Source organism: Rubrimonas cliftonensis (assembly GCF_900107585.1).
Lineage (GTDB): Bacteria > Pseudomonadota > Alphaproteobacteria > Rhodobacterales > Rhodobacteraceae > Rubrimonas > Rubrimonas cliftonensis.
In genome coordinates, this window is the sequence record NZ_FNQM01000001.1 from 121,222 (window position 1) to 144,797 (window position 23,576).

At 73.9% G+C, this 23,576-nt stretch carries 21 protein-coding genes and 1 pseudogene; 8 read left to right on the plus strand and 14 right to left on the minus strand.

Annotation, left to right across the window (positions count from 1 at the left end; translation table 11 throughout):
• The first annotated feature begins 65 nt into the window (after nt 1-65).
• From BLW43_RS00580 to BLW43_RS00590, 3 genes are all read left to right on the plus strand, one after another.
• On the plus strand, nt 66-1,205 hold the full coding sequence (locus BLW43_RS00580; protein WP_175478696.1) for an efflux RND transporter periplasmic adaptor subunit: 1,140 nt from the start codon (nt 66-68) through the stop codon (nt 1,203-1,205).
• A 5-nt stretch (nt 1,206-1,210) separates the two neighbouring features.
• Nucleotides 1,211-4,375, plus strand: coding sequence for an efflux RND transporter permease subunit (locus tag BLW43_RS00585; RefSeq protein ID WP_093247545.1), 3,165 nt, complete (start codon nt 1,211-1,213; stop codon nt 4,373-4,375).
• 94 nt (nt 4,376-4,469) lie between these two features.
• Nucleotides 4,470-5,699: an amidohydrolase family protein gene (locus tag BLW43_RS00590; RefSeq protein WP_093247546.1), complete on the plus strand. Its 1,230-nt coding sequence runs from the start codon at nt 4,470-4,472 to the stop codon at nt 5,697-5,699.
• A 96-nt stretch (nt 5,700-5,795) separates the two neighbouring features.
• Here BLW43_RS00590 and BLW43_RS00595 read toward each other — a convergent pair whose 3' ends face one another.
• From BLW43_RS00595 to rsfS, 3 genes are all read right to left on the minus strand, one after another.
• Nucleotides 5,796-6,053, minus strand: a complete 258-nt coding sequence (locus BLW43_RS00595) for a PepSY domain-containing protein (RefSeq protein ID WP_093247547.1) — start codon at nt 6,051-6,053, stop codon at nt 5,796-5,798.
• Between the two features lie 109 nt (nt 6,054-6,162).
• Nucleotides 6,163-6,630 carry a 23S rRNA (pseudouridine(1915)-N(3))-methyltransferase RlmH gene (gene rlmH, locus BLW43_RS00600; RefSeq protein ID WP_093247548.1) on the minus strand — a complete coding sequence of 156 codons (468 nt, stop codon included), beginning with the start codon at nt 6,628-6,630 and terminating at the stop codon, nt 6,163-6,165.
• Between the two features lie 13 nt (nt 6,631-6,643).
• Nucleotides 6,644-7,015: a ribosome silencing factor gene (rsfS, locus tag BLW43_RS00605; RefSeq protein WP_093247549.1), complete on the minus strand. Its 372-nt coding sequence runs from the start codon at nt 7,013-7,015 to the stop codon at nt 6,644-6,646.
• A gap of 217 nt (nt 7,016-7,232) precedes the next feature.
• Between rsfS and BLW43_RS00610 the strand changes: the two genes are divergently transcribed.
• Nucleotides 7,233-7,919, plus strand: coding sequence for a gamma-glutamyl-gamma-aminobutyrate hydrolase family protein (locus tag BLW43_RS00610; protein ID WP_093247550.1), 687 nt, complete (start codon nt 7,233-7,235; stop codon nt 7,917-7,919).
• 8 nt (nt 7,920-7,927) lie between these two features.
• Here BLW43_RS00610 and BLW43_RS00615 read toward each other — a convergent pair whose 3' ends face one another.
• From BLW43_RS00615 to BLW43_RS00625, 3 genes are all read right to left on the minus strand, one after another.
• Nucleotides 7,928-11,371 carry a chromosome segregation SMC family protein gene (locus tag BLW43_RS00615; protein WP_093247551.1) on the minus strand — a complete coding sequence of 1,148 codons (3,444 nt, stop codon included), beginning with the start codon at nt 11,369-11,371 and terminating at the stop codon, nt 7,928-7,930.
• 97 nt (nt 11,372-11,468) lie between these two features.
• Nucleotides 11,469-12,092: a DsbA family protein gene (locus BLW43_RS00620; RefSeq protein ID WP_093247552.1), complete on the minus strand. Its 624-nt coding sequence runs from the start codon at nt 12,090-12,092 to the stop codon at nt 11,469-11,471.
• On the minus strand, nt 12,089-12,673 hold the full coding sequence (locus tag BLW43_RS00625; RefSeq protein WP_175478697.1) for a DUF721 domain-containing protein: 585 nt from the start codon (nt 12,671-12,673) through the stop codon (nt 12,089-12,091). The genes BLW43_RS00620 and BLW43_RS00625 overlap by 4 nt, the downstream gene beginning before the upstream one ends.
• A gap of 85 nt (nt 12,674-12,758) precedes the next feature.
• On the opposite strand from BLW43_RS00625, the gene mutY reads away from it, so the two are divergent.
• Nucleotides 12,759-13,850 (plus strand): A/G-specific adenine glycosylase, encoded by a 1,092-nt coding sequence (gene mutY, locus BLW43_RS00630; protein ID WP_245730856.1) that lies wholly within the window; start codon nt 12,759-12,761, stop codon nt 13,848-13,850.
• 365 nt (nt 13,851-14,215) lie between these two features.
• Here mutY and BLW43_RS00635 read toward each other — a convergent pair whose 3' ends face one another.
• Both BLW43_RS00635 and BLW43_RS00640 read right to left on the minus strand, forming a co-directional pair.
• Nucleotides 14,216-15,325, minus strand: coding sequence for a site-specific DNA-methyltransferase (locus BLW43_RS00635; RefSeq protein WP_093247555.1), 1,110 nt, complete (start codon nt 15,323-15,325; stop codon nt 14,216-14,218).
• Between the two features lie 77 nt (nt 15,326-15,402).
• Complete coding sequence (locus BLW43_RS00640) at nt 15,403-16,077, minus strand: ribonuclease HII (RefSeq protein WP_217632064.1); 675 nt, start codon at nt 16,075-16,077, stop codon at nt 15,403-15,405.
• Nucleotides 16,078-16,175: 98 nt separating this feature from the next.
• On the opposite strand from BLW43_RS00640, the gene BLW43_RS00645 reads away from it, so the two are divergent.
• From BLW43_RS00645 to BLW43_RS00655, 3 genes are all read left to right on the plus strand, one after another.
• The gene (locus tag BLW43_RS00645) at nt 16,176-18,071 is read left to right on the plus strand and encodes an acyl-CoA synthetase (protein ID WP_093247557.1); all 1,896 of its coding nucleotides are present in this window, start codon (nt 16,176-16,178) and stop codon (nt 18,069-18,071) included.
• A gap of 67 nt (nt 18,072-18,138) precedes the next feature.
• Nucleotides 18,139-18,378 (plus strand): hypothetical protein, encoded by a 240-nt coding sequence (locus BLW43_RS00650; RefSeq protein ID WP_093247558.1) that lies wholly within the window; start codon nt 18,139-18,141, stop codon nt 18,376-18,378.
• Between the two features lie 106 nt (nt 18,379-18,484).
• The gene (locus BLW43_RS00655; RefSeq protein WP_093247559.1) at nt 18,485-20,251 is read left to right on the plus strand and encodes an ABC transporter ATP-binding protein; all 1,767 of its coding nucleotides are present in this window, start codon (nt 18,485-18,487) and stop codon (nt 20,249-20,251) included.
• 9 nt (nt 20,252-20,260) lie between these two features.
• Here BLW43_RS00655 and BLW43_RS00660 read toward each other — a convergent pair whose 3' ends face one another.
• The 6 genes and pseudogenes from BLW43_RS00660 to BLW43_RS24185 all read right to left on the minus strand — a co-directional run bounded on the left by BLW43_RS00660 (nt 20,261) and on the right by BLW43_RS24185 (nt 23,548).
• Complete coding sequence (locus BLW43_RS00660; RefSeq protein WP_093247560.1) at nt 20,261-20,992, minus strand: protein tyrosine phosphatase family protein; 732 nt, start codon at nt 20,990-20,992, stop codon at nt 20,261-20,263.
• Between the two features lie 73 nt (nt 20,993-21,065).
• Nucleotides 21,066-22,008 (minus strand): annotated as a pseudogene (gene speB, locus BLW43_RS00665) (agmatinase); the annotation flags it as partial.
• A gap of 42 nt (nt 22,009-22,050) precedes the next feature.
• Nucleotides 22,051-22,686, minus strand: coding sequence for a polysaccharide deacetylase family protein (locus tag BLW43_RS00670; RefSeq protein WP_245730857.1), 636 nt, complete (start codon nt 22,684-22,686; stop codon nt 22,051-22,053).
• Nucleotides 22,686-22,913 (minus strand): polysaccharide deacetylase family protein, encoded by a 228-nt coding sequence (locus BLW43_RS24180; protein WP_245730858.1) that lies wholly within the window; start codon nt 22,911-22,913, stop codon nt 22,686-22,688. Before BLW43_RS24180 ends, BLW43_RS00670 begins: the two co-directional genes overlap by 1 nt.
• 10 nt (nt 22,914-22,923) lie before the next feature.
• A complete protein-coding gene (locus BLW43_RS00675; RefSeq protein ID WP_281243445.1) occupies nt 22,924-23,322 on the minus strand; it encodes an SDR family NAD(P)-dependent oxidoreductase in 399 nt (132 codons plus the stop codon).
• A gap of 46 nt (nt 23,323-23,368) precedes the next feature.
• On the minus strand, nt 23,369-23,548 hold the full coding sequence (locus BLW43_RS24185; protein ID WP_245730859.1) for a hypothetical protein: 180 nt from the start codon (nt 23,546-23,548) through the stop codon (nt 23,369-23,371).
• Between the last annotated feature and the right edge of the window lie 28 nt (nt 23,549-23,576).

Consider the following 23,576-nt stretch of genomic DNA (forward strand, 5'->3'; position numbering starts at 1 on the left):
CGCCGCTGGACATTTCGACGCAGAGGCGCATGTTGCGTCTCGTAACTTTGACACGGAGGCCGTCAATGCGAACGCTCCTTCGCGCGGTTGCGGGTGCGGCGGTCGCGGTCTCGTTCGCATTATGCGGTCTTGCGCAGGACAGGCCGGCCGGCGTCGTCGTGGACGCCGTGGACGTGCGGATGCTCGAGGAGACCGCGCCGGTTCTCGGCCGCCTCGTCGCCGCCACCCGCTCGGTCGTGGCCGCGCGCACCGCCGGCGTCGTCGCCGCGGCGCCGGTGCGGGTCGGCGACAGGGTGCGGCGCGGCGATCTCTTGGCGCGCATCGACACCGAGCGTCTCGAGATCGCCGAGCGCGTGGCCGGGGCCGCTCTGGCGCAGGCGGAAGCCTCCCGTGAGGCCGCGCAGGCCGACGTCGCGCTCGCCGCGCAGGCTCTGGAGCGCATCAGCGGCCTGCGCGGCTCCAGCGCCTTCTCCAGCGGCGCGTTCGAGGACAGGCGCACCGAATTGGCGCGGGCGCGGAGCCGTGTCGGGGCGGCCGCAGCCGCGGCCGAGCGCGCGCGCGCAGACGTGGCGCAGGCCGAGTACGATCTCGCCTATGCGGCGACGCGGGCGCCGTTCGACGGCGTCGTGATCGAGCGCAGCGCGCAGCCCGGCGCCTATCTCCAGACCGGCGCGCCGGTGGCGACGCTGCTCGACCTCTCCGATCTCGAGATCGAGGCGGACATTCCGGCCGAATACGTCTCCGCGCTGAGCGAGGGCATGACGGTGGAGGCGGTGGTCGGCGCGTCCCATGTCGTCAGGGCGGCGCTGCGCGCCATCGTGCCCGAGGAGGCCGTCTCGACCCGCACCCGCCCCGCGCGCTTCACGCTGGAGAGCGGCGCGCTGAACGGGGCGACCGCGGCGGGGCAGTCCATCGCGCTCAGCATCCCCACGGCGCCGGCGCGCGCCGCGCTGACGGTAGCCAAGGACGCGCTGGTGCAGTCCTCCCGCGGCTGGACGGTGTTCGTCGCGGTCGACGGCGCGGCGGAGGCCCGCGATGTGCGCATCGGCGCGCCGGTCGGCCAGCGCATGGAGGTTCTCGACGGATTGTCGGAGGGGGAATGGGTCGTCGTGCGCGGCAACGAGCGCCTCCGCCCCGGCCAGCCCATCGACCCCGCGACCGCCGACGGCGACCGCGTCGCCGCCCGCGCCGCCGCGAAGGGCTGAGCACGGTGGACATCATCCGCGCCGCCATCGAACGCCCCATCGCCGTCATCGCGGCGGTGCTGATGGCGGTGATGTTCGGCGCGGTGGCCATCGACCGCATCCCGATCCAGCTGGCGCCGGACGTCCGCAAGCCGATCATCCAGGTCAAGACCCTCTGGCCCGGCGCTGCGCCGTTGGAGATCGAACGCGAGATCACCAACCCGCAGGAGGACGAGCTCAAGGGCCTCGAGAGCCTGCAGAGCATGGTGTCGCGGTCCCAGACCGGCGAGGCGGAGATCACCCTCGAATTCGCCATCGGCGCCAACATGGACCGGGCGCTGCTGCTGGTGGCCAACCGGCTCGACCGCGTGTCGAGCTACCCCGCCGAGGCGCGCCAGCCCACGCTGGACACGTCGGGCTCCGAGGACAGCGCGATCGCGTGGTTCACGCTGCGCCGCCTGCCCGGCAACGACCGCGCCATCGCCGAATATGGCGGCTTCGTCGAGGACGTCGTCAAGGAGCGCATCGAGCGCGTGGAGGGCGTCAGCCGCGTCAACGTCTTCGGCGGCGTGGACCGCGAACTGCAGATCGTCATCGACCCGGAGCGGCTCGCGCGCTTCCGCCTGACCATACCCGAGGTCGTCAACCGCCTGCGCGACGAGAGCATCTCGCTCTCGGCGGGCGATCTCGAGGAGGGCAAGCGGCGCTACGTCGTCCGCGCCGAGGGCCAGCTCAACGACGTCGCCTCCGTCGGCGCGGTGGTGCTGCGCTCGGCGGCGACGTCCGACGGCGCGGGCTTCGGGCGCGTGCGCGTCTCCGACGTCGCCGACGTCAGGATCGGCTACAAGGAGCCGACGGCGCGCATCCGCTACAAGGGCGAGCAAGCCATCGCGATCAACGCGGTGCGCGAGACCGGCGCCAACGTGATCGAGACCATGGAAGGGATACGCGAGGCAGTCGCCGAGCTGGAGGCGCGCGAGCTCGGCCGTGCGGGCCTGCACATCCTGCAGGCCTATGACGAGACGACCTACATCAACTCCGCCATCGACCTCGTGATCCAGAACATCTGGATGGGCGGGCTGCTCGCCGCGGGCGTGCTGATGCTGTTCCTGCGCAGCGCGAGCGCGACGCTGGTGGTGTCGCTGGCGATCCCCGTCTCAATCGTTGCGTCCTTCGTCGCGATGGCGGCGCTGGGGCGCACGCTCAACGTCATCTCGCTGGCGGGCATCGCCTTCGCGGTGGGCATGGTGGTCGACGCCGCCATCGTCGTGCTGGAGAACATCTATCGCCTGCGGCAGGAGGGCCGCTCGCGCGCGGACGCAGCCTATGAGGGCGCGCGGCAGGTCTGGGGGGCGATCCTCGTCTCCGCGCTGACCACCGTCCTGGTCTTCGTGCCGATCCTGATCATGGAGCTGGAGGCCGGGCAGCTGTTCCGCGACATCGCCGTGGCGATCTCGGTGGCGGTGATGCTGTCGCTGGTGGTCGCGGTGACGGTGATCCCGGCGCTCTCGAGCCGGCTGCTGGGGCGCGGTTCGGCGAAGATCAGCGTCACGCCGCTGCCCGGCGTGGACCATTTCGGGCGCGGCTTCGGCTGGCTCGTGCGGAGCTACGCCGCCTTCACCGTGCGCAACCGCGTCGCGGGCCTGCTCGCCGTGCTGGCGATCGCGGGCGCCGCCATGGGGGGCGCCTGGGCCTATCTGCCGAAGCTGGAGTATCTGCCGGAGGGCAACCGCAACCTCGTCTTCGGCGTGCTGATCCCGCCGCCCGGCTACAACCTGCCGACGACGACCACGATCGCGGAGCGCATCGAGCGCGTCGCCGAGCCGCTCTGGGGCGGCGACGTCACGGGGCCGAACGGCGAGCCCGGCATCGAGAACTTCTTCTTCGTCGCCACGCCCGGCACGAGCTTCGTCGGCGCCTCGGCGATGGACGCGGGGCGCGCGGCGGAGCTTATCCCACTGCTCTCGCGCCCGATCTTCGCCGAGCCGGGCACCTTCGGCTTCATGACGCAGCCCTCGCTGTTCGGGCGCGGCATCGGTGGCGGACGGGCCATCGAGCTGAACGTCTCGGGGCCCGACCTCGACGACATCCTGGAAGTCGCCCAGCGCGCGGCGGGCCTCGTGGGCCGGCTGCTGCCGCGCGGCGAAGGCCACCAGTTCCGGCCGCAGCCGGGGCTTGAGCTCGGGGCGCCCGAGATACGGCTGGAACCCGACCGCCTGCGCCTCGCCGACGCCGGCGTGCCGGCGAGCGTGCTGGCGGCGACCGTGGACGTCTACAATGACGGGCTGCGCGTGGAGGAGGTGACGGTCGACGGCGAGCGCATCGACCTCACGCTGCAGGGGCGGGCGGTCAGCGCCGGCGGCCTGCGCACGCAGGACATCGGCTCGCTGCCGGTGGTGACGCCGGGCGGCCGGATCGTCCCGGTGACGTCCCTGGCGCGCGTCACGCTGACGGCGGGGCCGACCGAGATCCGCCACCGCGAGCGTCTGCGCACCGTGACGCTGGAGATCCGCCCCGCGCCGACGCTGCCGCTGGAGAGCGCGCTGGAGATCGTCGAGCGCGACATCGCGGCGGCGCTGCAGGCGGAGGGCGTGCCCGAGGGCGTGCGCTTCTCGGTGTCCGGCACCGCCGACCAGCTTACCCAGACCTGGAGCGCCATCCAGATCAACCTCGTCCTCGCGCTGGTGATCGTGTTCCTGGTGATGGCGGTGCTGTTCGAGAGCTTCGTGCTGCCGCTGGTCATCCTGGTCTCGGTGCCGGTCGCGGCGGCGGGCGGGGTGGCGGGGCTCGCGCTCCTGAACGTCTGGCAGACCCAGCCGCTCGACATGCTGACGCTGCTCGGCTTCGTCATCCTCGTCGGCATCGTCGTGAACAATGCGATCCTCGTCGTGCATCAGGCGCTCTACCACCACCGCGAGGAGCGGATGGACGTCGAGGCCGCCATCCTCGAGGCCACGCGCAACCGCATCCGGCCGATCTTCATGTCGACGCTGACCTCGGTGTTCGGGATGCTGCCGCTGGTGGTGTTTCCCGGCGCGGGGTCGGAGCTCTATCGCGGGCTGGGCTCGGTGGTGGTCGGCGGTCTCGCGCTGTCGGCGGTGCTGACGCTGCTGATCGTGCCGCCGCTGCTGCGCCTTGCGATGGCGACGCAGCCGGCGGTCGTCGGCGCGAAGCCTGCGCCGGCCGAGTAGCGCGGCGCTTGCCGACGGGCGCGCAACGGTCATCATGCGCGCTGCGGCCGCGCCCCGAGCGCAGCCCTCACTCGAACGGGAAGGCTCGCGCAAGATGGACCTGCTGATACGCGCGGTGCGCCTCGCCGAGGGCGCGGCGCCGGTGGACATCGCGGTGTCGGGCGCGCGCATCGCCGCCGTCGCCCCCGGCATCGCCCCCGCCGAGGGCGCTGCGGTGCTGGAGGGCGGCGGGGCCTTCGCCTTCGCCGGCTTCGTGGAGAGCCATGTCCACCTCGACAAGGCGATGATCCTCGACCGCGCGCCCGCCGCGGAGGGCGTGGCCGAGGCCATCGCCGGCGTCGCCCGCGCCAAGAAAGGTTTCACGGCCGAGGACGTCGCCGACCGGGCGGGCAGGGTGCTGCGCGCCGCTGTCTCCCATGGCGTGACGCTCATGCGCAGCCATGTCGAGGTCGACCCGGTGATCGGGCTCACCGGCTTCGAGGGCGTGCAGGCGGCGTCGCAGGCCCACGCATGGGGCGTCGACGTCGAGCTGTGCGTGTTCCCGCAGGAGGGGTTGACCAACCTGCCCGGAACCGAGGCGCTGATGCGCGCGGCGCTCGACCGAGGCGCGCGGCTCATCGGCGCCTGCCCCTACGCCGACCCCGACCCGCTGGCGCATCTCGACATCGTCTTCCGGATGGCGCGCGAATTCGACGTCGACATCGACATGCATCTGGACTTCGACCTCAGCCCCGACGAGAGCATGATCGAGGCGGTCTGCGCCCGGACCCGGGCGGCGGGCTGGGGCGGGCGCGTGACCATCGGCCATGTCACGCGGCTCTCGGCGATGGCGCCCGACAGGCTGGAGGCGATGGCGCGGCGCATGGCCGGCGCCGGCGTCGCGCTGACCGTGCTGCCGGCGACCGACCTCTACATGATGGGGCGCGGCGCCGACCGGCTGGCGCCGCGCGGCGTCGCCCCGGCGCACACGGTCTCGGCCTGCGGCGCGCGCTGCTCGCTGGCGACCAACAATGTCCTAAACCCGTTCACGCCCTTCGGCGACGCCAACCCGCTGCGCATCGCGAACCTCTACGCCCATGTCGCGCAGCTCGGCGCCCCGGAGGCGCTGGAGGGCGTGTTCGCGATGATGTCCGCCGACGCGGCGGCGCTGATGAACCGCCCGCTGCATGCGCTGGAGCCGGGCGCGCCTGCGACGCTGGTGGCGCTGGACGGGGCAGGACCGGCGGACGCCGTGGCCCGCGTCGCGCCGGCCCGCTTCGGCGTCAAGGATGGCCGCGTCAGCTTCGAGCGGCCGCCCGTGCGTCTGATGGCCCCCTGCGCCTGACGGCGCGTGCGTGGTCCCTGCGCCTGCCGGCGCGTGGGTTGTCCCTGCGCCTGACGGCGCGTGCGTGGTCCCGGCGCCTGACGGCGCTGGCTCGGCTCAGTCGGGGCGCTGGCTGACGAGGTTCAGTTCGCGGTCGAGTTCGAGCTCGAACTCCGCCCCGTCGGCGCGGCGCGCGTCGTCGATCTCCCTCAGGCCGTCGTCGAGTTCGATCTCGTCCCAGGCGACGAAGCCGAGCGCCTGAAGCCTGGCCTCGATCGCTGTGCGCTCACGCGGCGTCGGCGCGCGATCGGCGAACGCCGGCGCGGTGGCGGCTCCTGCGAGGGCTGACGAAACGGCGACGATGGTCATGCGCATGGGTATCTGCGGCTGGCGCCCGGATGAAGCATCCGCCCCGCGGAGCTAGGTCCGATTCGCTCCGGCGGAACCCTGCTCGTCGAACACGGCCGCCGGCCCACGCCAGCCGTCACGCCCTGTGATACGGTCCGCCGCCGAGTATCGTCGCCGCGCGGTAGAGCTGTTCGGCGAGCATGACCCGCGCCAACATGTGCGGCCAGACCATCGGCCCGAAGGAGAGCGTCAGCGCCGCGCGCTCCCGCACCGCCTCGCCATGCCCGTCCGCGCCGCCGATGGCGAAGGCGACGTCGCGCGCCCCGTCGTCCCGCCACGCCGCCATCAGCCGGGCGAGGGCGGGGCTGTCGAGCTGCCGGCCGCGCTCGTCCAGCGCGACGAGGGGGCCCTCCGGCGCGGCGGCGAGCAGAAGATCGGCCTCAGCGTCGACGCCGCGGCCGCGCCTGTCCTCGACCTCGACCATCCGCGCGGGACCGAGCGCGAGCGCGCGTCCGGCCGCGTCGAATCGATCCATGTAATCGCGCAAAAGAACCGCCTCCGGGCCGGCGCGCAGCCGTCCGACCGCCAGAAGCGAAATCCTCACCGCCGCCGCGCGCTCAGGCCGAGGCGGCCCGCGCGCGGATGTCGGCCTCGGGCGCCCACATCTTCTCGAGCTGGTAGAAGGCGCGCACCTCGGGCCTGAACAGGTGCACGATCACGTCGCCGCAATCGATAAGCACCCAGTCGCCCGCTTCCTTGCCCTCGACCCGCGCTGTACGATGAAAGCGTTCCTTGAACCTTTCGAGCAGCTTCTCAGCCATCGCCGAGACCTGCCGTGAAGATCGTCCGGATGCGATGACCATGTGATCGGCCATGGGCGACTTGCCTCGCAGGTCGAAGGAGACGACGTCCTCCGCCTTGTCGTCGTCGAGCGAGGCGAGCACGAGCGCAAGCGCGGCGTCGCTGTCGGTCCCGTCCGCGGCGACCATGCGCGGCGGCGAGACATGGGCGCGCGAAGCGCCCTGATGGAGATGTTCCTTCAGAACGTCCTCCCTGGTTCTGCGGCCGGGGCGGCGGGCCCTCGACGTCAGATGACTTCATGATAGGCGCTTGCGCTTCATTTCTCAACAAGACCCGCGCGCCCGCTGTAGCCGCAGGTCGGCGTGGAGGCTAGGGTCCGCGTTTGCGAACGAAGGGGGCCGGAACATGGCTGGCGGACCGCTGATCGGCGTGACGGGGCCGCGGGGCCGCGGCTGGGCGCTGTGGGTCGGCGCGGTGATCTCGCTGTGGCTCCAGGGCGCGCGGGCGCGGCGCATCGCGCCGCCGCTCGATCCGGCGACGCTCGACGGGCTCGACGGCCTGCTGATCGGCGGCGGCGACGACGTGAGCGCGGAGCTCTACGGCGGGCAGGTGCGCCCCAACGTCCGTCTCGACCCCGAGCGCGACGCGCTGGAGCTGGCCGCGCTCGCGCGGTTCTGGGACACCGGGCGGCCGATCCTCGGCATCTGCCGCGGCAGCCAGATGATCAACGTCTATCGCGGCGGCGCGCTGCATCGCGACGTGAAGGAGAGCTTCAACCTCACCCGCCACCCGCGCACGCCGCTGGCGCTCAAGACCGTGGCGGTCTGCGAAGGCACCCGGCTCGCCGAGGCGATCGGGCTGGAGAAGGTGCGCGTGAACTCGCTGCACTCCCAGGCGGTCGACCGCCTCGGCGCCGGCATCCGGGTCGGCGCCCATGACGAGCACGGCATGATCCAGGCGGTGGAGGCCGAGGGCGCGCCCTTCCGCGTCGGCGTGCAGTGGCACCCTGAACTGCTGTTCTACAAGCGCCCTCACCGGAGGCTGTTCCGAGCCTTCGTCAAGGCCGCGCGGGAGCGCGGCGCCGACGGCTGACGCCGCGATCAGCCGACCGCCATCTCGGCCGCCAGCGCCAGATCGACGCTGACGAGCTGGCTCACGCCCTGCTCGGCCATCGTCACGCCGTAGAGCCGGTCCATCCGGCTCATGGTGACGGCGTGGTGGGTGATGACCAGAAAGCGCGTCGTGGTCCGCCGCGTCATCTCGTCGAGCAGGTCGCAGAAACGGCCCACATTTGCGTCGTCGAGCGGCGCGTCCACCTCGTCGAGCACGCAGATCGGCGCGGGGTTGACGAGGAACACCGCGAAGATCAGCGCCAGCGCCGTCAGCGTCTGCTCGCCGCCCGAGAGCAGCGAGAGCGAGGTGAGCTTCTTGCCAGGCGGCATCGCCATGATCTCAAGCCCCGCCTGGAGCGGGTCGTCGCTCTCCACCAGCGCCAGCGACGCCTCGCCGCCGCCGAAAAGGTGGCGAAACAGGCCCGTGAAGGTCTCGTTGACCTCGTCGAAGGCGGCCAGCAGGCGCGCGCGGCCTTCCCGGTTGAGATCGGCCACGCCCTGCCTGAGCCGCGCGATGGCGGCCTCCAGATCGGCCTTCTCGGCGGCGAGCTGGTCGCGCTCGGCGCGCACCTCGGCGGCGTCCTCCTCGGCGCGCAGGTTGACGGCGCCGAGCGCGTCGCGCTGGCGGCGCAGCTTCGCCGCGTCGATCTCCGCGGCCTCGGGCGCCGGCGGCGTCTCGCCGAGCTGGGCGAGGGCGGCCTCGGGGCCTTCGGGGCAGGTCTCCAGCAGGCGGGCGCGGGCGGCCTCGGCCCGGGCCGCCTCGGCCTCCGCGAGCGCCTCGCGGCGGGCGCGGGCCTCGCGCGCGGCGGCGGCGGCCGCCTCGGCTTCGCGCAAGCCGGTCTCGGCCGCGCGCAGGGCGTTCTCGGCGGCGGCGAGCGCGTCGTCGGCGAGCGCCTTGCGCCTTCGGGCGGCCGCCATGCTCTCCGAGAGCCGAGCGCGATCGGCCGCGACGGCGGCGGGCGCGGCCTCGGCGGCCTCGACCTCGCTGGCGGCGCGGTCCCGCCGCGCGGCAAGTTCGGCGGAGCGGCGCTCGGCGTCGCGCAGGCGGTTCGCCCATCCCGCGCGCTCCTTGCCGGCGGCCTCCATGCGGCGCGCCCGACCGGCCTCGCGCCGCCTGAGATCGTCGACAGCCGCCGCGGCGGTCTGCGCGGTCTGGCGCGCGTCGGCGGCGGCGCGCCGGGCCTGTTCGGCGGCGGCCCGCGCCTCGGCCGGGTCTTCCGTGGCGGCGAGCGTCTCGGCGGCGGCCTCCGCGCACGCCGCGGCCTCGTCGGCGGCGGATGTCGCGGCGGCGGCGGCGTCGGCCTGCGCGCTGAGGCGGCTCTCGGCGAGGGCGAGCGCGGCGGCGGCCTCCGACTCGGCGCGGCGGGCGGCGGCCCCGGCCTCGTCGGCCTTGCGGCGACGCGCGCGCGCGGCGGCCTCGGCGTCGGCGCAGTCGCGCAGGCGGGCGGCGGCGGCCGACTGCGCCGCACGCGCCGCCTGCGCCTGCGTCTCAGCCTCGGCCCGCGCGGCCTCCAGCGCATCGAGGCGGTTCTGCTGCGTCAGCCGCGCCGCGGCTGCGCTGGGGGCGGCGCCGGCGCGCAGGCGCAGCCCGTCCCACCGCCACATGTCCCCCGCGCGCGTGACCAGCCGCCAGCCGGGCGCGAGGCTCGGCTGAAGCGCGTCGCCGGTCGCTGCGTCAGGCGCCACCGCCACGCGGGCCAGCCGCGCGGCGAGCAGGTCGGGCGCCTGCACATGCGGCGCCAGCGGTTCGGCGCCGGGCGGCGGCGCGTCGGCGGCGAGGCTGTCGCGCCGCGCCCAGCCGCTCGCGTCGCCGGCCTCGGGATGGGAGAGGTCGTCGCCCAGCGCGGCGCCGAGCGCGCCCTCGTAGCCGGGCGCCGCGCGCACCGCGTCGAGGAGCTGCCCCTTGCGGCCCGGCGCCTGGGCCAGCAGCTTGCGGACCGACGCCGTCTCCGAGGTCAGCGCGGCGAGCGCGCCGCCGGCCTCGGAGGCCGCCGCGCGGGTCTCGGCTTCCGCGCCCTGCGCCTCGGCGCGGGCGGCCTCGGCGGCTTCGCCAAGCGCCTCGGCCTCGGCGCTCTCCGCCTCCGCGGACGCGGCCTGGCGCAGGGCGCGCGCGCGCGTCTCGGAGAGGTCGGCTTGCTTCGTCGCGAGCGCATCGACCTGAGCCCGCGCGACGACGGCTGCGGCGTCGGCCTTGCGGGCCGCTGCGGCGGTCTCGGCGGCGTGACGCTCCGCCGCGCCGCGCCGCGCGAGCGCCTCCGCCGCCGCCTCGCCGGCGGCGACCGCGGCCGTCTCGGCCCCGGCGATCCGCGCGTGAGCCGCGGCGCTCGCGGTCTCGGCGGCGGCGAACGCCGCGGGCCAGCCGTGGCGGGCGCGCTCGATCTCGGCGATCTCCTCGGCGAGCCGGGCCTCCGCGGCGCGGGCGTCCTCGTTCAGCGCGGCCTCGCGGCCGGCGTCGGCGTCGATCTGCGCCAGCCTGCGCCGCGCGGCGTCCAGCGCCTCCGCCGCGGCGGCGGCGCGGCCCTCGATCTGCCCGCGCTCCAGCTCCAGCCGCTGCAGGATCGCGGCGGCGACGGCGGCTTCCTCGCGCGCCGGCGGCGGAGCGCCTGCGGCCTGCTCGCGCGCGGCCTCGGCCTGCGCTGCGAGGGTCGTCAGGCGCGCCGCCTCGCGCGTCGCCTCGGTCAGCGCCGCGTCGGCGGCGACGCGTGCGGCGTCGGCCTCGCGCCAGCGGGCGCAGGCCAGCGCCAGTTCGGCCCGGCGCAGCGCCTCGGCGACCTGGCGATAGCGGGCCGCCTCGCGCGCCTGCCTTGAAAGCTGGCTGAGCCGGGCCTCCAGCGCGTCGAGCACCTCGTCCACCCGTTCGAGATTGCGCGCGGCGGCGTCGAGCTTCAGCTCCGCCTCATGGCGGCGCTGGTGCAGGCCGGATACGCCGGCGGCCTCCTCGAGGATCGCCCGCCGGTTGACCGGCTTCGCGTTGACGAGCTCGCTGATGCGCCCCTGACGCACCAGCGCCGGCGAATGGGCGCCGGTCGCCGCGTCGGCGAACAGCATCCGCACGTCGCGCGCGCGCGCCTCGCGCCCGTTGACGCGATAGACCGAGCCGGCCTCGCGCGCGATGCGGCGCACCACCTCCAGCGTGTCGCTGTCGTTGAAGCCCGGCGGCGCGCGGCGGGCGGAATTGTCCAGCGTCAGCGCGACTTCGGCGAAGGCGCGGGCCGGGCGCGAGGCGGAGCCGGCGAAGATGACGTCGTCCATTCCGGCGCCGCGCATCGCCTTGGCGGAGCTTTCGCCCATCACCCAGCGCACGGCCTCCAGCAGGTTGGACTTGCCGCAGCCGTTCGGCCCCACCACGCCGGTGAGGCCCGGCGCGATGGGCGCTTCGGTCGCGTCCACGAAACTCTTGAAGCCCTGGAGCCTCAGCCTGACGAACTGCATCGCGCCTCCCGCAAGCGCGCAGGGTGGCGCGCGCTCGGGTCGCTGTCAACGCGATGTGGCGCGCGAGCGTCGCCGCGGCGCCACATCTTGAGTCGGCTCAGTCGGCGAGGGCGGCGTCGAGCAGGGCGGAGAACTCCTGCACGCCCATCGCGCCGGAATGCGAGGCGCCGTCGATGATGAAGGTGGGCGTGGAGCGCAGATTGTCCGCCTCGGCGTTGCGCTGGTAGTCCTCGACCAGCCGGCGCATGAACGCCTCGTCGGTGAGGCAGGTCTGCATCCGCTCCGGCGACAGACCGCCGAGCCGGCCGATGCGCTGCATCTCGCTCACGACGTCGTCGGCCCGCGACCACTCCCGCTGCCGCTTGAAGAACGTGTCGACGTAGCCGAAGAACGGCCCCTCGCCGCCGCAGCGCGAGATCATCGAGGCCCAGAGCCCGTACTGGTCGAAATAGACCTCGCGAAACACGAAGCGCACCCTGCCGGTGTCGACGTACTGCTCCTTGATCGCCGGCCAGGTGTTGACGTGGAACGTCGCGCAATGCGGGCAGGTGAGCGAGGAATACTCGGTCACCGTCAGCGGCGCGTCGACGCTGCCGATGCTCATGTCGCCGATGGCGTAGCCGCTGGCGGCGAGGTCCGCGTCCTGCGCGAAGGCGGCGGGCGCCGCGAGGGCGGCGGCGACGCCGGCGAGCGCGGCGCGGCGGGTGGGCGTGAAGGTCATTCATAGGCTCCGTGACAGGGCGGCGTCGACCGGGCGGCGCGCCGGCGCGCGGCGGTGCGGATGTTGCGCTCCAGAAGCGCGAGCGCCTCGCGCAGCGATGCGTCGCCGACGGCGCATATATCGGCGGAAGGGGGCACATCAAGCGCCGGCGCCGCCTCGAAGCCGCCGGCGGCTTCCGCAAAGGCGGCGGGAACGGTCTCGCCCGCGCGCCATGCGCCGCCGGCGGCCCCGGTCTGCACCACGCGCAGCCGGGTCACAGCCCGGTAGCCGTAGACCGCGTTGACGCGCTCGATGATGCGCTCGGCCATGTGGCCGACTTCGGGCGCCAGCGCCCCCGGAGCGGTGACGACCAGCGTCGCGCCGAGCCGCGCCTGCTTGCCGCGGTGGCTGATCTCGACCGGCTGGCAGGCCTGCGCGATCTCGGGCCCAGCGATGCTGGGCCACTCCGCGATGAGGCGGCGGTCGGCGAAGCCGCGCGCGGCCCCGGCGGCCGAGACGACGGGCGCCGCGACGGCGGCGGCGGATACGAATCCCTTCGCCCGCTTGCGCCAGCGCCGATCCGCGCCATTCTCCGCCGCCATGGCCCGACTCCGAACGCCCGCTGTCACCGTCCCGCCGGCGACCATGCCGCCTGAGCCGCGGCCCGTCGAGGGTGCGCGCGCAGACGTGAACGCGGCCGCGCCCGAGGCCGCTTGGGCGGCGGCGTTGCTCGACTGGTACGACCGGCACGCCAGGCGCCTGCCATGGCGCACCGGCCCGGCCGAGCGCGCCGCCGGCGCACGCCCCGATCCCTACCGGGTGTGGCTCTCGGAGATCATGCTCCAGCAGACCACCGTGGCGACCGTCGGTCCCTATTTCGCCCGCTTCATCGAGCGCTGGCCAACGGTCGAGGCGCTGGCCGCCGCGCCGCGCGAGGACGTGCTCGCGGCGTGGGCGGGGCTGGGCTACTACGCGCGGGCGCGCAACCTTCACGCCTGCGCGCAGGCGGCGGCGGCGCGGGGCGGCTTTCCCCAGGACGAGGCCGGCCTGAGGGAGCTTCCGGGCGTCGGCGCCTACACCGCCGCGGCGGTCGCGGCGATCGCCTTCGACGCGCCGGCGGCGGTGGTGGACGGCAACGTGGAGCGGGTCGTCACGCGCATGTTCCGCATCGAGACGCCGCTGCCCGACGCCAAGCCGCTGGTTCGGGTCGAGGTGCAGCGGCTGACGCCGCGCCGCAGGCCCGGCGACTTCGCGCAGGCCATGATGGACCTCGGCGCCACGATCTGCACGCCGCGCCGGCCGGCCTGCGCGCTCTGCCCGTGGCGGGCGCCCTGCGCGGCGCGTGCCGCCGGCGTCGCCGAGAGCCTGCCGCGCAAGAAGCCGAAGGCCGCCAAGCCGCACCGGCTCGGCGTCGCCTTCGTCGCGCAGCGGCCGGACGGCGCCGTGCTGGTGGAGACGCGCCCCGACAGGGGCCTGCTGGGGGGCATGGCGGGCCCGCCCTGCACCGACTGGACCGACGCGCCGCCGGACGCCGCCGCGGTCGCCGCCGCCGCGCCGATCGAGGCGGAGTGGCGCGCGGCGGCGGCGGAGGCGCGGCACGTCTTCACCCATTTCACGCTGTCGCTTGAGGTGCTGACGGCGCGTGTCGGCCAGGGCGCGCGCCCGGCCCGCGGCGGTTTCGTTCCCGCCGAGCAGGCGCGGGCCGCGGCGCCCACAGCGCTGCGCAAGGCGCTCGACATCGGCCTCGCGGCGCTTCGGGACGTGTCGGCTCTGGGGTGACGACGGGGCGGCGCGCGTGGAGGTTGGACGGCGAAGTGCGCTTGCCGCGGCGCTCGACGCTCGTCCTGCGCGACCAGCGCCGATCCCCGAGGACAGGGCGGCTCTGTGCGGGAGACGGACGGTGGACTGGAGGCGCGTCGCCCGACCCTTGGCCCGCGCGACCAGCACGGGCCGCGCCCTCCCTCCGGGGCTCCGCCCGTTCGCCGCTGAAAACCCTCCCCCGGAGGGGTTTCCGGGCGCGGCTCACCCCCCAGGGAGGGCGCGGCCCTCATCGCTCAGCGGCGTCGCAGCGAGGATGGCTGAAATCCGCGCATCCCGACTGCCGCTCGACCGCCTTCCGAAGCGGGCGCAAGGCGGCGACCGCTTCAGACCTGCATTTCCGCCCGGATCGCGCTGCGCAGGGCGTCGATGGGCACAACGGCCCCGTCGCGCTCGAAGTGCCAGTAGGTCCAGCCGTTGCAGCTCGGCGCGCGCTGGAGATGCGCGCCGATCTGGTGGATCGAGCCGGTGGCGTCGGCGCAGACCAGCGTGCCGTCGGCGCGCACCCGCGCCTGCTTGCGCCCGCAGGCCGACCGCAGCACCTCGCCGGGGCGCAGCAGGCCGCGCTCGACGAGCTGACCGAAGGCGACGCGCGGCTCGGCGCGCTTGCTGGGCGTGGCGCTGGCGGCCTCCTCGGAGACCGCGCGCACGCCCTCGATGCGCCGGCGCGCGGCCTCGACATAGGCCGGTTCGCGCTCGATCCCGATCCAGCGGCGGCGCAGGCGCTTGGCGACCGCCCCGGTGGTGCCGGCGCCGAAGAACGGGTCGAGCACCACGTCGCCGGGCTTCGTCGTCGTGACGAGCACGCGGTGCAGCAGCGCCTCGGGCTTCTGGGTCGGATGCAGCTTGGCGCCGTCAGCCCCCTTCAGCCGCTCCGCGCCGGTGCAGAGCGGGATAACCCAGTCGCTGCGCATCTGCAGGCCTTCGTTCAGCGCCTTGGCCGCGTCGTAGTTGAAGACCGGGCGTCCGGCGTCCGACCGCGCGGCCCAGATCAGCGTCTCGTGGGCGTTGGTGAAGCGCTTGCCGCGGAAGTTCGGCATCGGGTTGGACTTGCGCCACACCACGTCGTTGAGGATCCAGAAGCCGAGATCCTGCAGCGTGGCGCCGACCCGAAAGACGTTGTGGTAGGCCCCGATCACCCAGATCGCCCCGTCGGGCTTCAGCACCCTGCGCGCCTCGGTCGCCCAAGCGCGGGTGAAGGCGTCGTATGCCTCGAAACTCGCGAAGCGGTCCCACGCCGCATCCACCGCGTCGACCTGGGAGTTGTCGGGCCGGTGAAGCTCGCCCTTGAGTTGCAGGTTGTAGGGCGGGTCGGCAAAGATCAGGTCTACGCTCGCCTCCGGCAGCGCGGCCATCGCGGCGATGCAGTCGCCCTCGATGATGCGGTCCAGCGGCAGATCGAGGGCGGCGGTCGCGGCGGCGGGCTTGCGGGGCATTCGACGGTCTCCAGACGGCGGAGCGCAAGAATCCCGCATTGGTGATTCGCAGTCAATCCCTGTTGTGAATCAGGTGCTTATTTCCCATAGTTAAGTCCTCGCGCGCACCAGATGTTGTGGACGGGACGGAAACTCAACCGATGATGCGGCGTCAGGCCCAGCGCCAGAAGCCCGGCGCGGTGCGCCGCGGCGCCGTAGCCGCGGTTCGTCTCCCACCCGTAGCCTGGCCAGTCGGCTGCGAGCCGCTCCATCAGCGCGTCGCGCGCGACCTTGGCGACGACCGAGGCCGCGGCGATGGAGAGGCTGCGCCCGTCGCCGCGCACGACCGCCTCGGCGGGGCAGCCGAGCGAAGGCGCGCGCAGTCCGTCCACCAGCGCCAGCGCCGGGCGGAGGGGCAGGGCGGCGACGGCCCGCGCCATGGCGCGGTCGCAGGCCGCGACGATGCGCAGGGCGTCGATCTCCGCCACCTCGGCCCAGCCGATCCCGATGGCGGCGCGGCCCTCCGCCTCCAGCGCGCGCAGTTCCGCCGCGACGCGGGCGCGGGCGCGGGGCGTCATCCTCTTGCTGTCGTCCATCCCCTCGGGCAGCCGCTCCGGCGGCAGGCGCGGGTCGAGGATCACCGCCGCCGCGGCGACCGGACCGGCCCAGGGGCCGCGTCCGGCTTCGTCGACGCCGCACAGGTCGGCCGCCCGGCCAAGGACGTCGCGCGCCGCCGTCTCAAGGCTGAAGTCCGGCCCAGCGCCCCGCGCCATGCGCGCCCTCCCCATCAACCCTGCGTGCGCCCGCTTGTCGCGCGCTTGCCGCCCGTCGCGCGCGCGACCACTCTGCCGCGCAGGGGAGGGACACGCCAATGAACGACGAGCCGGAGACCATCGCCACGATCGCCGACATGCGGCGCATCGAGGCGCGGCCTTATCGCGAGCAGGTGACGGCGCGCAACGTCTACGAGATGCTGTGCGCCACGGCGCGCGCGCACGCCGCGCGCCCGGCGGTCAGCTTCCAGCTCAAGGGCGACGCCACTGCGCGCGCGACGACGCTGAGCTGGGAGGATCTGCGCGCCGAGGTCACGCGCGCGGCGAACCTGCTGCGCAGCCTCGGCGTCGGGCCGGGCGACCGGGTGGCCTGTCTCCTGCCCAACGCGCCCGAGGCGGCGGTGGCGCTGCTGGGGGCGATGACGGCGGGCGTCGCCGCGCCGATCAATCCGCTGCTGGAGAGCGAGCAGATCTCGGCGATCCTGCGCGAGACCGGGGCGAAGGCGCTCATCACGCTGTCGCCCTTCGTGCGGACCGACATCAGCGCCAAGGCCTCCTACGCCGTGCGCTACGCCCCGGAGTGCCGGCTGGTGCTGGAGGTGGATCTCGGGCGCCATCTCGGGCCGCCGCTCTCGTGGGTGACGCCCTATCTCGCACCGAAGCGCGTCTCCGCCGGCTCGGCGCGGGTGCTGAACCTGCGGGCCGAGATGGCGCGGATGAACCCCGACCGCCTCGACTTCGCCTATGACGCGGGCCCCGACGACCCCTGCGCCTGCTTCCACACCGGCGGCACCACCGGCACGCCGAAGGTCGCGCAGCACCTGCACCGCGGCGCGCTCTACAACGGCTGGCTCGTCGACAGGCTGCTGCTCAGGTCCGGAGACGCGATGCTCTGCCCGTTGCCGCTGTTCCATGTCCTCGCCGCCTACCCGATGCTGATGGCCTGCGTCGCCTCCGGCGCGCATTTCGTGATGCCCACGCCGGCCGGCTATCGCGGCGAGGGCGTCATGGACAATTTCTGGAAGCTGGTGGAGCGCTGGCGCATCAACTTCGTCACCACCGTGCCGACGGCGGTGGCGGCGCTGATGCAGCGCAAGGTCGACGCCGACATCTCCTCGCTGCGCTACGCGATCTCCGGCTCGGCGGCGATGCCGCCGGAGCTGTTCCGCCGCTTCGAGGCCGAGACCGGCGTGAAGCTGCTGGAGGGCTACGGCCAGACCGAGACGACCTGCCTGATCTCCTGCAACCCGCCGATGGGCGAGCGGCGCATCGGTTCGGTCGGCCTGCCGTTCCCCTACTCGCAGGTCAGCATTCTCAAGTTCGCGCCCGACGGTTCGGCGATCGCCTGCGAAACCGACGAGGTCGGCGAGATCTGCGTCGCGAGCCCCGGCTGCATCCCCGGCTATCTCGACGAGGCCCGCAACGCGGGACTGTTCGCGGCGCAAGGCGTGGTGCGCACCGGAGATCTCGGGCGGCTGGACGCCGACAACTATCTCTGGATCACCGGGCGCGCGAAGGATCTCATCATCCGCGGCGGGCACAACATCGACCCCGGCGTGATCGAGGACGCGCTGATGGCGCACCCGTCGGTGGCCTTCGTCGGCGCGGTCGGTCAGCCCGACGCCTACGCCGGCGAGCTTCCCTGCGCCTATGTGGAGCTGGTGCAGGGCGCGAGCGAGACGCCCGACGCGCTGAAGTCCTTCGCCGCGGAGCATGTCAGCGAGCGCGCGGCGCGGCCCGCCCATGTCGAGCTGGTGCAGGAGCTGCCCAAGACCGCCGTGGGCAAGATCTACAAGCCCGACCTGCGCAAGCGCGCGCTGGAGCGGGTCTACACGGCCGCGCTGGCGGGGAAGGGCGTCGCGGCGACGGTCCGGGCGGTGGACGACGAGAAGCTGGGCGTCGTGGCGGAAGTCGAGGCGCCGGGCGCCGACGATACGAGCATCGCTACGGCGCTGGACGCCTTCACCCGGCCGTGGCGCCGCGCCGCCGACTGAACGAGAATTCGCATTTCGCCAGGCCTTGCGCGGTATGGCGAACGGCGAGCGACGAGGGAGGGACGCCATGTGCGCCGGAATGACGATGCGAACCATCGCGGCGGGCCTCGCCTTGGCGGCGAGCCTCGCGCTCGCCGGCTGCTCGGGAAGCGCCGGCGACCGGCGGCTCGTGGGGCAGGCGGTCGGCGGGGCGGCCGGGGCAGCCGTCGGATCGACCATCGGCGCCGGGGGCGGCAGGGCCGCCGCCATTGCAGCGGGCTCCATCCTCGGCGCGGTGGTCGGCGGCGCCGCGGCCGAGCGCCTCTGACGCGCCGCCGCGACGGGAGGCGGCCGAGGGGTCCTGACGCGCCCCAAGACGCGCGGCGCCTCCGGGCCGGGTTGCGCGGCGCGCGGCGCGCGTGTAGCGCACCGCCATGGCGCGGGACGCTGCATCGCAGGACGACGGAGGCGACCGGCTGCTGCGCAGGGCGTGGCGCGACTGGCTGTGGCCGCACCGCCGCCGCCTCGCGCTCAACATCGGCCTGATCGCCGCCTTCGCCGGCTCGAACGCGCTCTATCCCGAGATCATCCGCCGCAGCGTCGACGCGCTGCAGGCGGGAGATGTCGGCGTGATCGGCGTCATCGCGCCCATCATCGTGCTGGTCACGGCGCTCAAGGGCGGCCTGCTCTACGGCCACCGCGTGCTGACGAACGCGGTGATGGCGCAGGTCGAGGCCGACATCCAGACGCGCCTTTTCCGCCATCTCGTCGACGCCGACCTCGCCTGGCTCTCGCGCGAGCCGCCGGCGGCGCTGGCGTCCCGGTTCACGGCGGACGTCGCGATCATGTCCGGCGCGATGCGGGCGGTCGTCACCAACGCCCTGCGCGACGCGCTGATGGTCGTGACGCTGTTCGGCGCGCTGCTCTGGATCGACGTGGAGCTGACGCTGATCGTGCTGGCGCTGGCGCCGCTTGCGGCCTGGCCCATCGCCGCCGTGGGCCGCAGGCTGCGCAAGCTGGCGCGCGCGACGTCCGAGCGGGTCGCCTCCACCTCGGCGACGGTGGTGGAGAGTTTCGCGGGCGTCCATGTCGCCAAGACCTACGGCATGGAGCCCTATCTCAAGGTCAAGACCGCCGGCGCCTTCGACGCGTTGCGCGGCCTGCGGGTGCGCGCGGGGCAGGCCCAGTCGCTCATCGACCCGCTGATGGAGGTGCTGGCCGGCGTCGCCGTCGCCATCGTCATCTGGCTGATCGGCGCGCGGATCGCGGCGGGCGAGAACACGCTGGGCGACATCACAGGCTTCGTGACGGCGCTGCTGCTGGCGGCGCAGCCGGTGCGCGCGCTCGGCAACCTCAACGCGGTCGTGCAGGGTGGGCTGGCGAGCGCGCGGCGCGTCTACGACCTGCTCGACCAGCCGGCGCAGATCGCCGAGCCGCCGGGCGCACCGGCGCTGGCCGTCACCGAAGGCGCGATCCGCTTCGAGGGCGTCTCGTTCCGCTACGGCGAGGGCGCCCCGGCGCTGAGCGACTTCACGCTCGATATTCCCGGCGGCGCCCGCGTGGCGCTGGTGGGGCGCAGCGGCGCCGGCAAGTCCACGGTGATGAACCTGATCCCGAGGCTCTACGACGTGACCGAGGGGCGGCTGCTTATCGACGGGCGGGACGTGCGCGAGGTCGCGCTCGCCTCGCTGCGCGGCTCGGTCGCGGTGGTCAGCCAGGACGCGGTGATCTTCAACGACACGATCGGGGCCAACATCGCGCTCGGCAGGCCCGGCGCGACGCAGGGCGACATCGAGGCGGCGGCGCGGGCGGCGGCGTGCCACGACTTCATCTCGGCCCTGCCAGGCGGCTACGGCGCGCAGGCCGGCGAGCGCGGCGACCGGCTGTCGGGCGGGCAGCGCCAGCGCGTCTCCATCGCCCGCGCCTTCCTGCGCGACGCGCCGATCCTGCTGCTCGATGAGGCCACCAGCGCGCTCGACGCCGAGAGCGAGGGCGCCATCCGCGCCGCGCTCGACCGGCTGAGCGAAGGGCGCACCACGCTGATCATCGCCCATCGCCTCTCGACCATCCTCGACGCCGACCTGATCGCGGTGATGGACCGGGGTCGGCTGGTGGAGCAGGGCCGCCATGAGGCGCTGGTGTCCGAGGGCGGGCTCTACGCAATGCTCTACCGGATGCAGTTCGAGGGCGCGACGGGCTGAGCGTGCGTCTCACTCGCGCCGCAGCACCCGGTCAACGATGAAGCCGAAGAGGTTGCTCTCGCGGAAGCCGCGCGTGACGGCGGCGGGGTCGTAGTCGGTCTGCGACCACTTGAGGAAATCGAGCGTCTCGCCGCGCGCCGCCGCCTCGGCCTCCGCCGCGCCGAAGGCGTCGAGCGTCGCGTCGAGCACCCCGGTCTTGGCCATGCGGAAATGGCCGTAGACCGGCGCGAGCTGCGCCTTCGCCTCGGCGAGCGTGCCGCCTTCACGCAGCAGGACGTAGAGCGCCGCGGCGAGGCCCGCCCGATCCGCCCCCGACTTGCAGTGCAGGAGGGCCGGATACGCGATCTCGTCGAAAAGCTTAGCGGCCTCGGCGATGGCTTCCCGCTCCGGCGCATGGCGCGAGAACAGCTTCAGTTCGCGATAGGCGAGCCCGAGGTCGGCGCAGGCCTCGCGCTCCAGCGCATAGGAGCCGAACTCGCTGCCGCCGCGCAGGTTCACCACCGTCCGCAGCCCCCGCTTCGCAAGGCGGCGGAGCTGCGCGGGCGAGGGCTGGCTGGAGCGCCAGGCGTGCGGGCCGAGCCGCCAGAGGTTCGGATAGACCGCTCGGAACACCTGATGGTCCACGAACCACGCGTTCAGATGCGCGCGGAAGCGCGCCCAGCCATTCGGGAACGGGCTCTGGTAGCGGCGGCGGCGGCGGGCGACCCGCTGAGCGCGGCGCTGGCGGGCGGCGTCTGTCATGGGGGCTCACATGCGCAAGCGTGGCTCCGGGGTCAAGCTTCGCCCGCCCTTTCCCCTCCGCTGAAGCGCCCACCCGCGCGTGCATGACGCGCCCGATCAGGTTCAGCAGGATCTGGGCGGCGAGGATCGCGGTGGAGCCGCTGTAGGCGTAGTCCGGCGCGACCTCCACGAGGTCGATCCCGACGATCTCGTGGCGCTGCGCCAGCGCTGCGAGGATCTCCAGCACGTCGTAGTAGAGAAACCCGCCATGGGACGGCGTGCCGGCGCCCGGCGCGATGGAGGGGTCGAAACCGTCGATGTCGATAGTGACGTAGCAGCGCGCGCCCGCCGGCACGCGCGCGACGGTGGCCGCCGCGCCGAGCGCGCGCACCTGCCGCACCGACAGAATGTCGGAGCCCATCGCCCGCGCCGCCTCGTAGCCGTCCCCGCGCGGTGGAGGAGACGTTGCGGATGCAGCGCTGCGTCAGCCCCGTCAAATAGGCCTGCTCGGCGGCGCGGCGTATCGGGTTGCCGTGGCCGAAACGCACGCCGTGGCGGTCGTCCACGAAATCGAGATGCGCGTCGATCTGGACGATGAGGACCGGCCCGGCTTTCGCGAACGCCCGCATGCAGGGGATGCTCACCGAGTGGTCGCCGCCGAGGACCACCGGCAGCGCGCCGGCCTTCAGGATCGCGCGCACGCCGGCCTCGATGTTGGCGTGGCTCGTCAGCGTGTCGGTGTGGACGATGTCGGCGTCGCCGAGGTCCACCATGCGCACGCCGTCGAGATAGGTGACGTCGTCCTCGTGGTCGCAGGCGCCGGCGTGTCCGAACGAGAACAGGGTCGACGCCTCGCGGATGGAGCGCGGCCCGAAGCGCGCGCCCGCCCGCCACTGGGCGCCGAAGTCGAACGGCGCCCCGAGGATGGCCACGTCTGCGTCGATGGCGCTCCAGTCCGGCAGATAGGGCGACTTGCCGAAGGTCGAGATGCCGACGAAGGGCAGGTTGAGCCTGCCGGTCTCATAGCCGTGGGCCATCGTGAACTCCCCTGAAGCCGTGTCGTGGGTTGCGGGCGCAGGTCACGGCGCCGCTTCGTCGATTTCGTCGACGCGCAGGCGGTCGCGATGGGCGGCGGCGTGGGCGGCGATGTCCTCCAGCGGCGCGAACCAGGCCTCGCCGGTCTCCAGCACGCCCTCCAGCCAGCGCTCCATCACCGCCCAGCGGGCGAGGCGGCCGGTCAGGAACGGGTGGAGCACGGCCATCCAGAAGCCGCCCGCGGCCCGCATCGCCTCGTATTCCTCGAAGAAGGGCCGCAGGCCGTCCGAAGGCGCGCGCACCGGCATCAGGTGGCCGATCTCCTCGAAACGGGCGAAGGGCGGCCAGTCGTCGGCGCCCCAGTGCGGCGGCAGCTCGATCAGCTCGCCCGCCGGCGTTCTCAGCAGATAGGGCATGTCATCGGCCATCAGCGAGCTGTCATAGAGGAAGCCTTCGGCGATCAGCCGGTCGATGATGCGCGGCGTCGCGTTGTAGACCGGCGCGCGATAGCCGCGCGGCGCGCGCCCGGTCATCCGCCGGTGCACCTCCATCGCCCGGCCGAAGAGTCCCGCCTCGCGGTCGTCGGAATGGCCGAGCGGATCCTCGTGCCGCCAGGAGTGGCGCCCGATCTCGTGACCTCCGGTCAGGATCGCCTCCACCGTCGTGGGATGACGCTCCATCACCAGGCCGGCATGAAGACTGTCTGGCGCAGGCCGAACCGGCCATATGTGTCGAGAATGCGCGGCACGGCGACGGCCGGCCCGTAGCGGCCCATGCTGACGGCCGCGAGGCGCAGATGGCCGTCCTCGGGCCGGGCGTTGCGGATCACGCTGTCGACGTCCACGTCGAAGGTGATCGCGGCGGCGAGGCGCCTGCCCTCGGGCCAGGGCAGCGGGTGGAGCAACATGAGCGGTCCCTCAGTGCATCGCCGCCCCGCAGTCGCCGGAGAAGCATCGGCCCGTGACGAAGCTCGCGGCGGGGCTGGCGAGAAAAGCGATCAGGGCGGCGATCTCCTCCGGCCGGCCGATCCGCCCGAGCGGATTGGCCGCCTCGCGCGCCTGCTCGGCGGGGCTCATCCGCGCGTAGCCGAGCAGCGCGGTGTCCACCGGTCCGGGCGCGACGGCGTTGACGAGGATGCGCGGGGCCAACTCCCGCGCCCATGAGCGCGTCATCGACAGGATCGCGCCCTTGGTGGCGACGTAGGCCGAGGCGCCCTCGCGCCCGAGATTGGCGAGCTCCGAGGCGACGTTGACGATGCGCCCGCCCTCCGGCATGCGCCCAAGCGCGGCCTCCGCCGCGACGAACGGCCCGCGCAGGTCGCCCGGCCGATGCCGTTCGCCGCGCCGGTGACGACCGCCACCCTCACCACGGCGTCTCCCCTCGGTCTATGCCCAGCGTCTGCCCGGTGATGTTGGGCGAGGCGTCGGAGCCGAGAAAGAGATACGCGCCGACGACGTCCACCGGCTCCATCAGGCCGTCGGCGAGCGCCTGGCCCGCCTCGACCGCCGCGCATTCGTCGCGCCCCGTCCGCGCCGCTGGCACGCGGGCGGTGCGGATCGAGGCCTCGGTG

Bases quoted from the DNA above. Each gene is read 5' to 3' on its own strand.
- BLW43_RS24180 (WP_245730858.1), bottom strand. From the start codon at position 22,913: ATGTTGCTCCACCCGCTGCCCTGGCCCGAGGGCAGGCGCCTCGCCGCC.
- BLW43_RS00610 (WP_093247550.1), top strand. From the start codon at position 7,233: ATGGCTGGCGGACCGCTGATCGGCGTGACGGGGCCGCGGGGCCGCGGC.
- BLW43_RS00615 (WP_093247551.1), bottom strand. From the start codon at position 11,371: ATGCAGTTCGTCAGGCTGAGGCTCCAGGGCTTCAAGAGTTTCGTGGAC.
- BLW43_RS00670 (WP_245730857.1), bottom strand. From the start codon at position 22,686: ATGGAGCGTCATCCCACGACGGTGGAGGCGATCCTGACCGGAGGTCAC.
- BLW43_RS00645 (WP_093247557.1), top strand. From the start codon at position 16,176: ATGAACGACGAGCCGGAGACCATCGCCACGATCGCCGACATGCGGCGC.
- BLW43_RS00620 (WP_093247552.1), bottom strand. From the start codon at position 12,092: ATGACCTTCACGCCCACCCGCCGCGCCGCGCTCGCCGGCGTCGCCGCC.
- BLW43_RS00660 (WP_093247560.1), bottom strand. From the start codon at position 20,992: ATGACAGACGCCGCCCGCCAGCGCCGCGCTCAGCGGGTCGCCCGCCGC.
- BLW43_RS00590 (WP_093247546.1), top strand. From the start codon at position 4,470: ATGGACCTGCTGATACGCGCGGTGCGCCTCGCCGAGGGCGCGGCGCCG.
- BLW43_RS00595 (WP_093247547.1), bottom strand. From the start codon at position 6,053: ATGCGCATGACCATCGTCGCCGTTTCGTCAGCCCTCGCAGGAGCCGCC.
- rsfS (WP_093247549.1), bottom strand. From the start codon at position 7,015: ATGGTCGCCGCGGACGGGACCGACAGCGACGCCGCGCTTGCGCTCGTG.
- BLW43_RS00650 (WP_093247558.1), top strand. From the start codon at position 18,139: ATGTGCGCCGGAATGACGATGCGAACCATCGCGGCGGGCCTCGCCTTG.
- BLW43_RS00635 (WP_093247555.1), bottom strand. From the start codon at position 15,325: ATGCCCCGCAAGCCCGCCGCCGCGACCGCCGCCCTCGATCTGCCGCTG.
- BLW43_RS00640 (WP_217632064.1), bottom strand. From the start codon at position 16,077: ATGGCGCGGGGCGCTGGGCCGGACTTCAGCCTTGAGACGGCGGCGCGC.
- BLW43_RS00580 (WP_175478696.1), top strand. From the start codon at position 66: ATGCGAACGCTCCTTCGCGCGGTTGCGGGTGCGGCGGTCGCGGTCTCG.
- BLW43_RS00625 (WP_175478697.1), bottom strand. From the start codon at position 12,673: ATGGCGGCGGAGAATGGCGCGGATCGGCGCTGGCGCAAGCGGGCGAAG.
- BLW43_RS00655 (WP_093247559.1), top strand. From the start codon at position 18,485: ATGGCGCGGGACGCTGCATCGCAGGACGACGGAGGCGACCGGCTGCTG.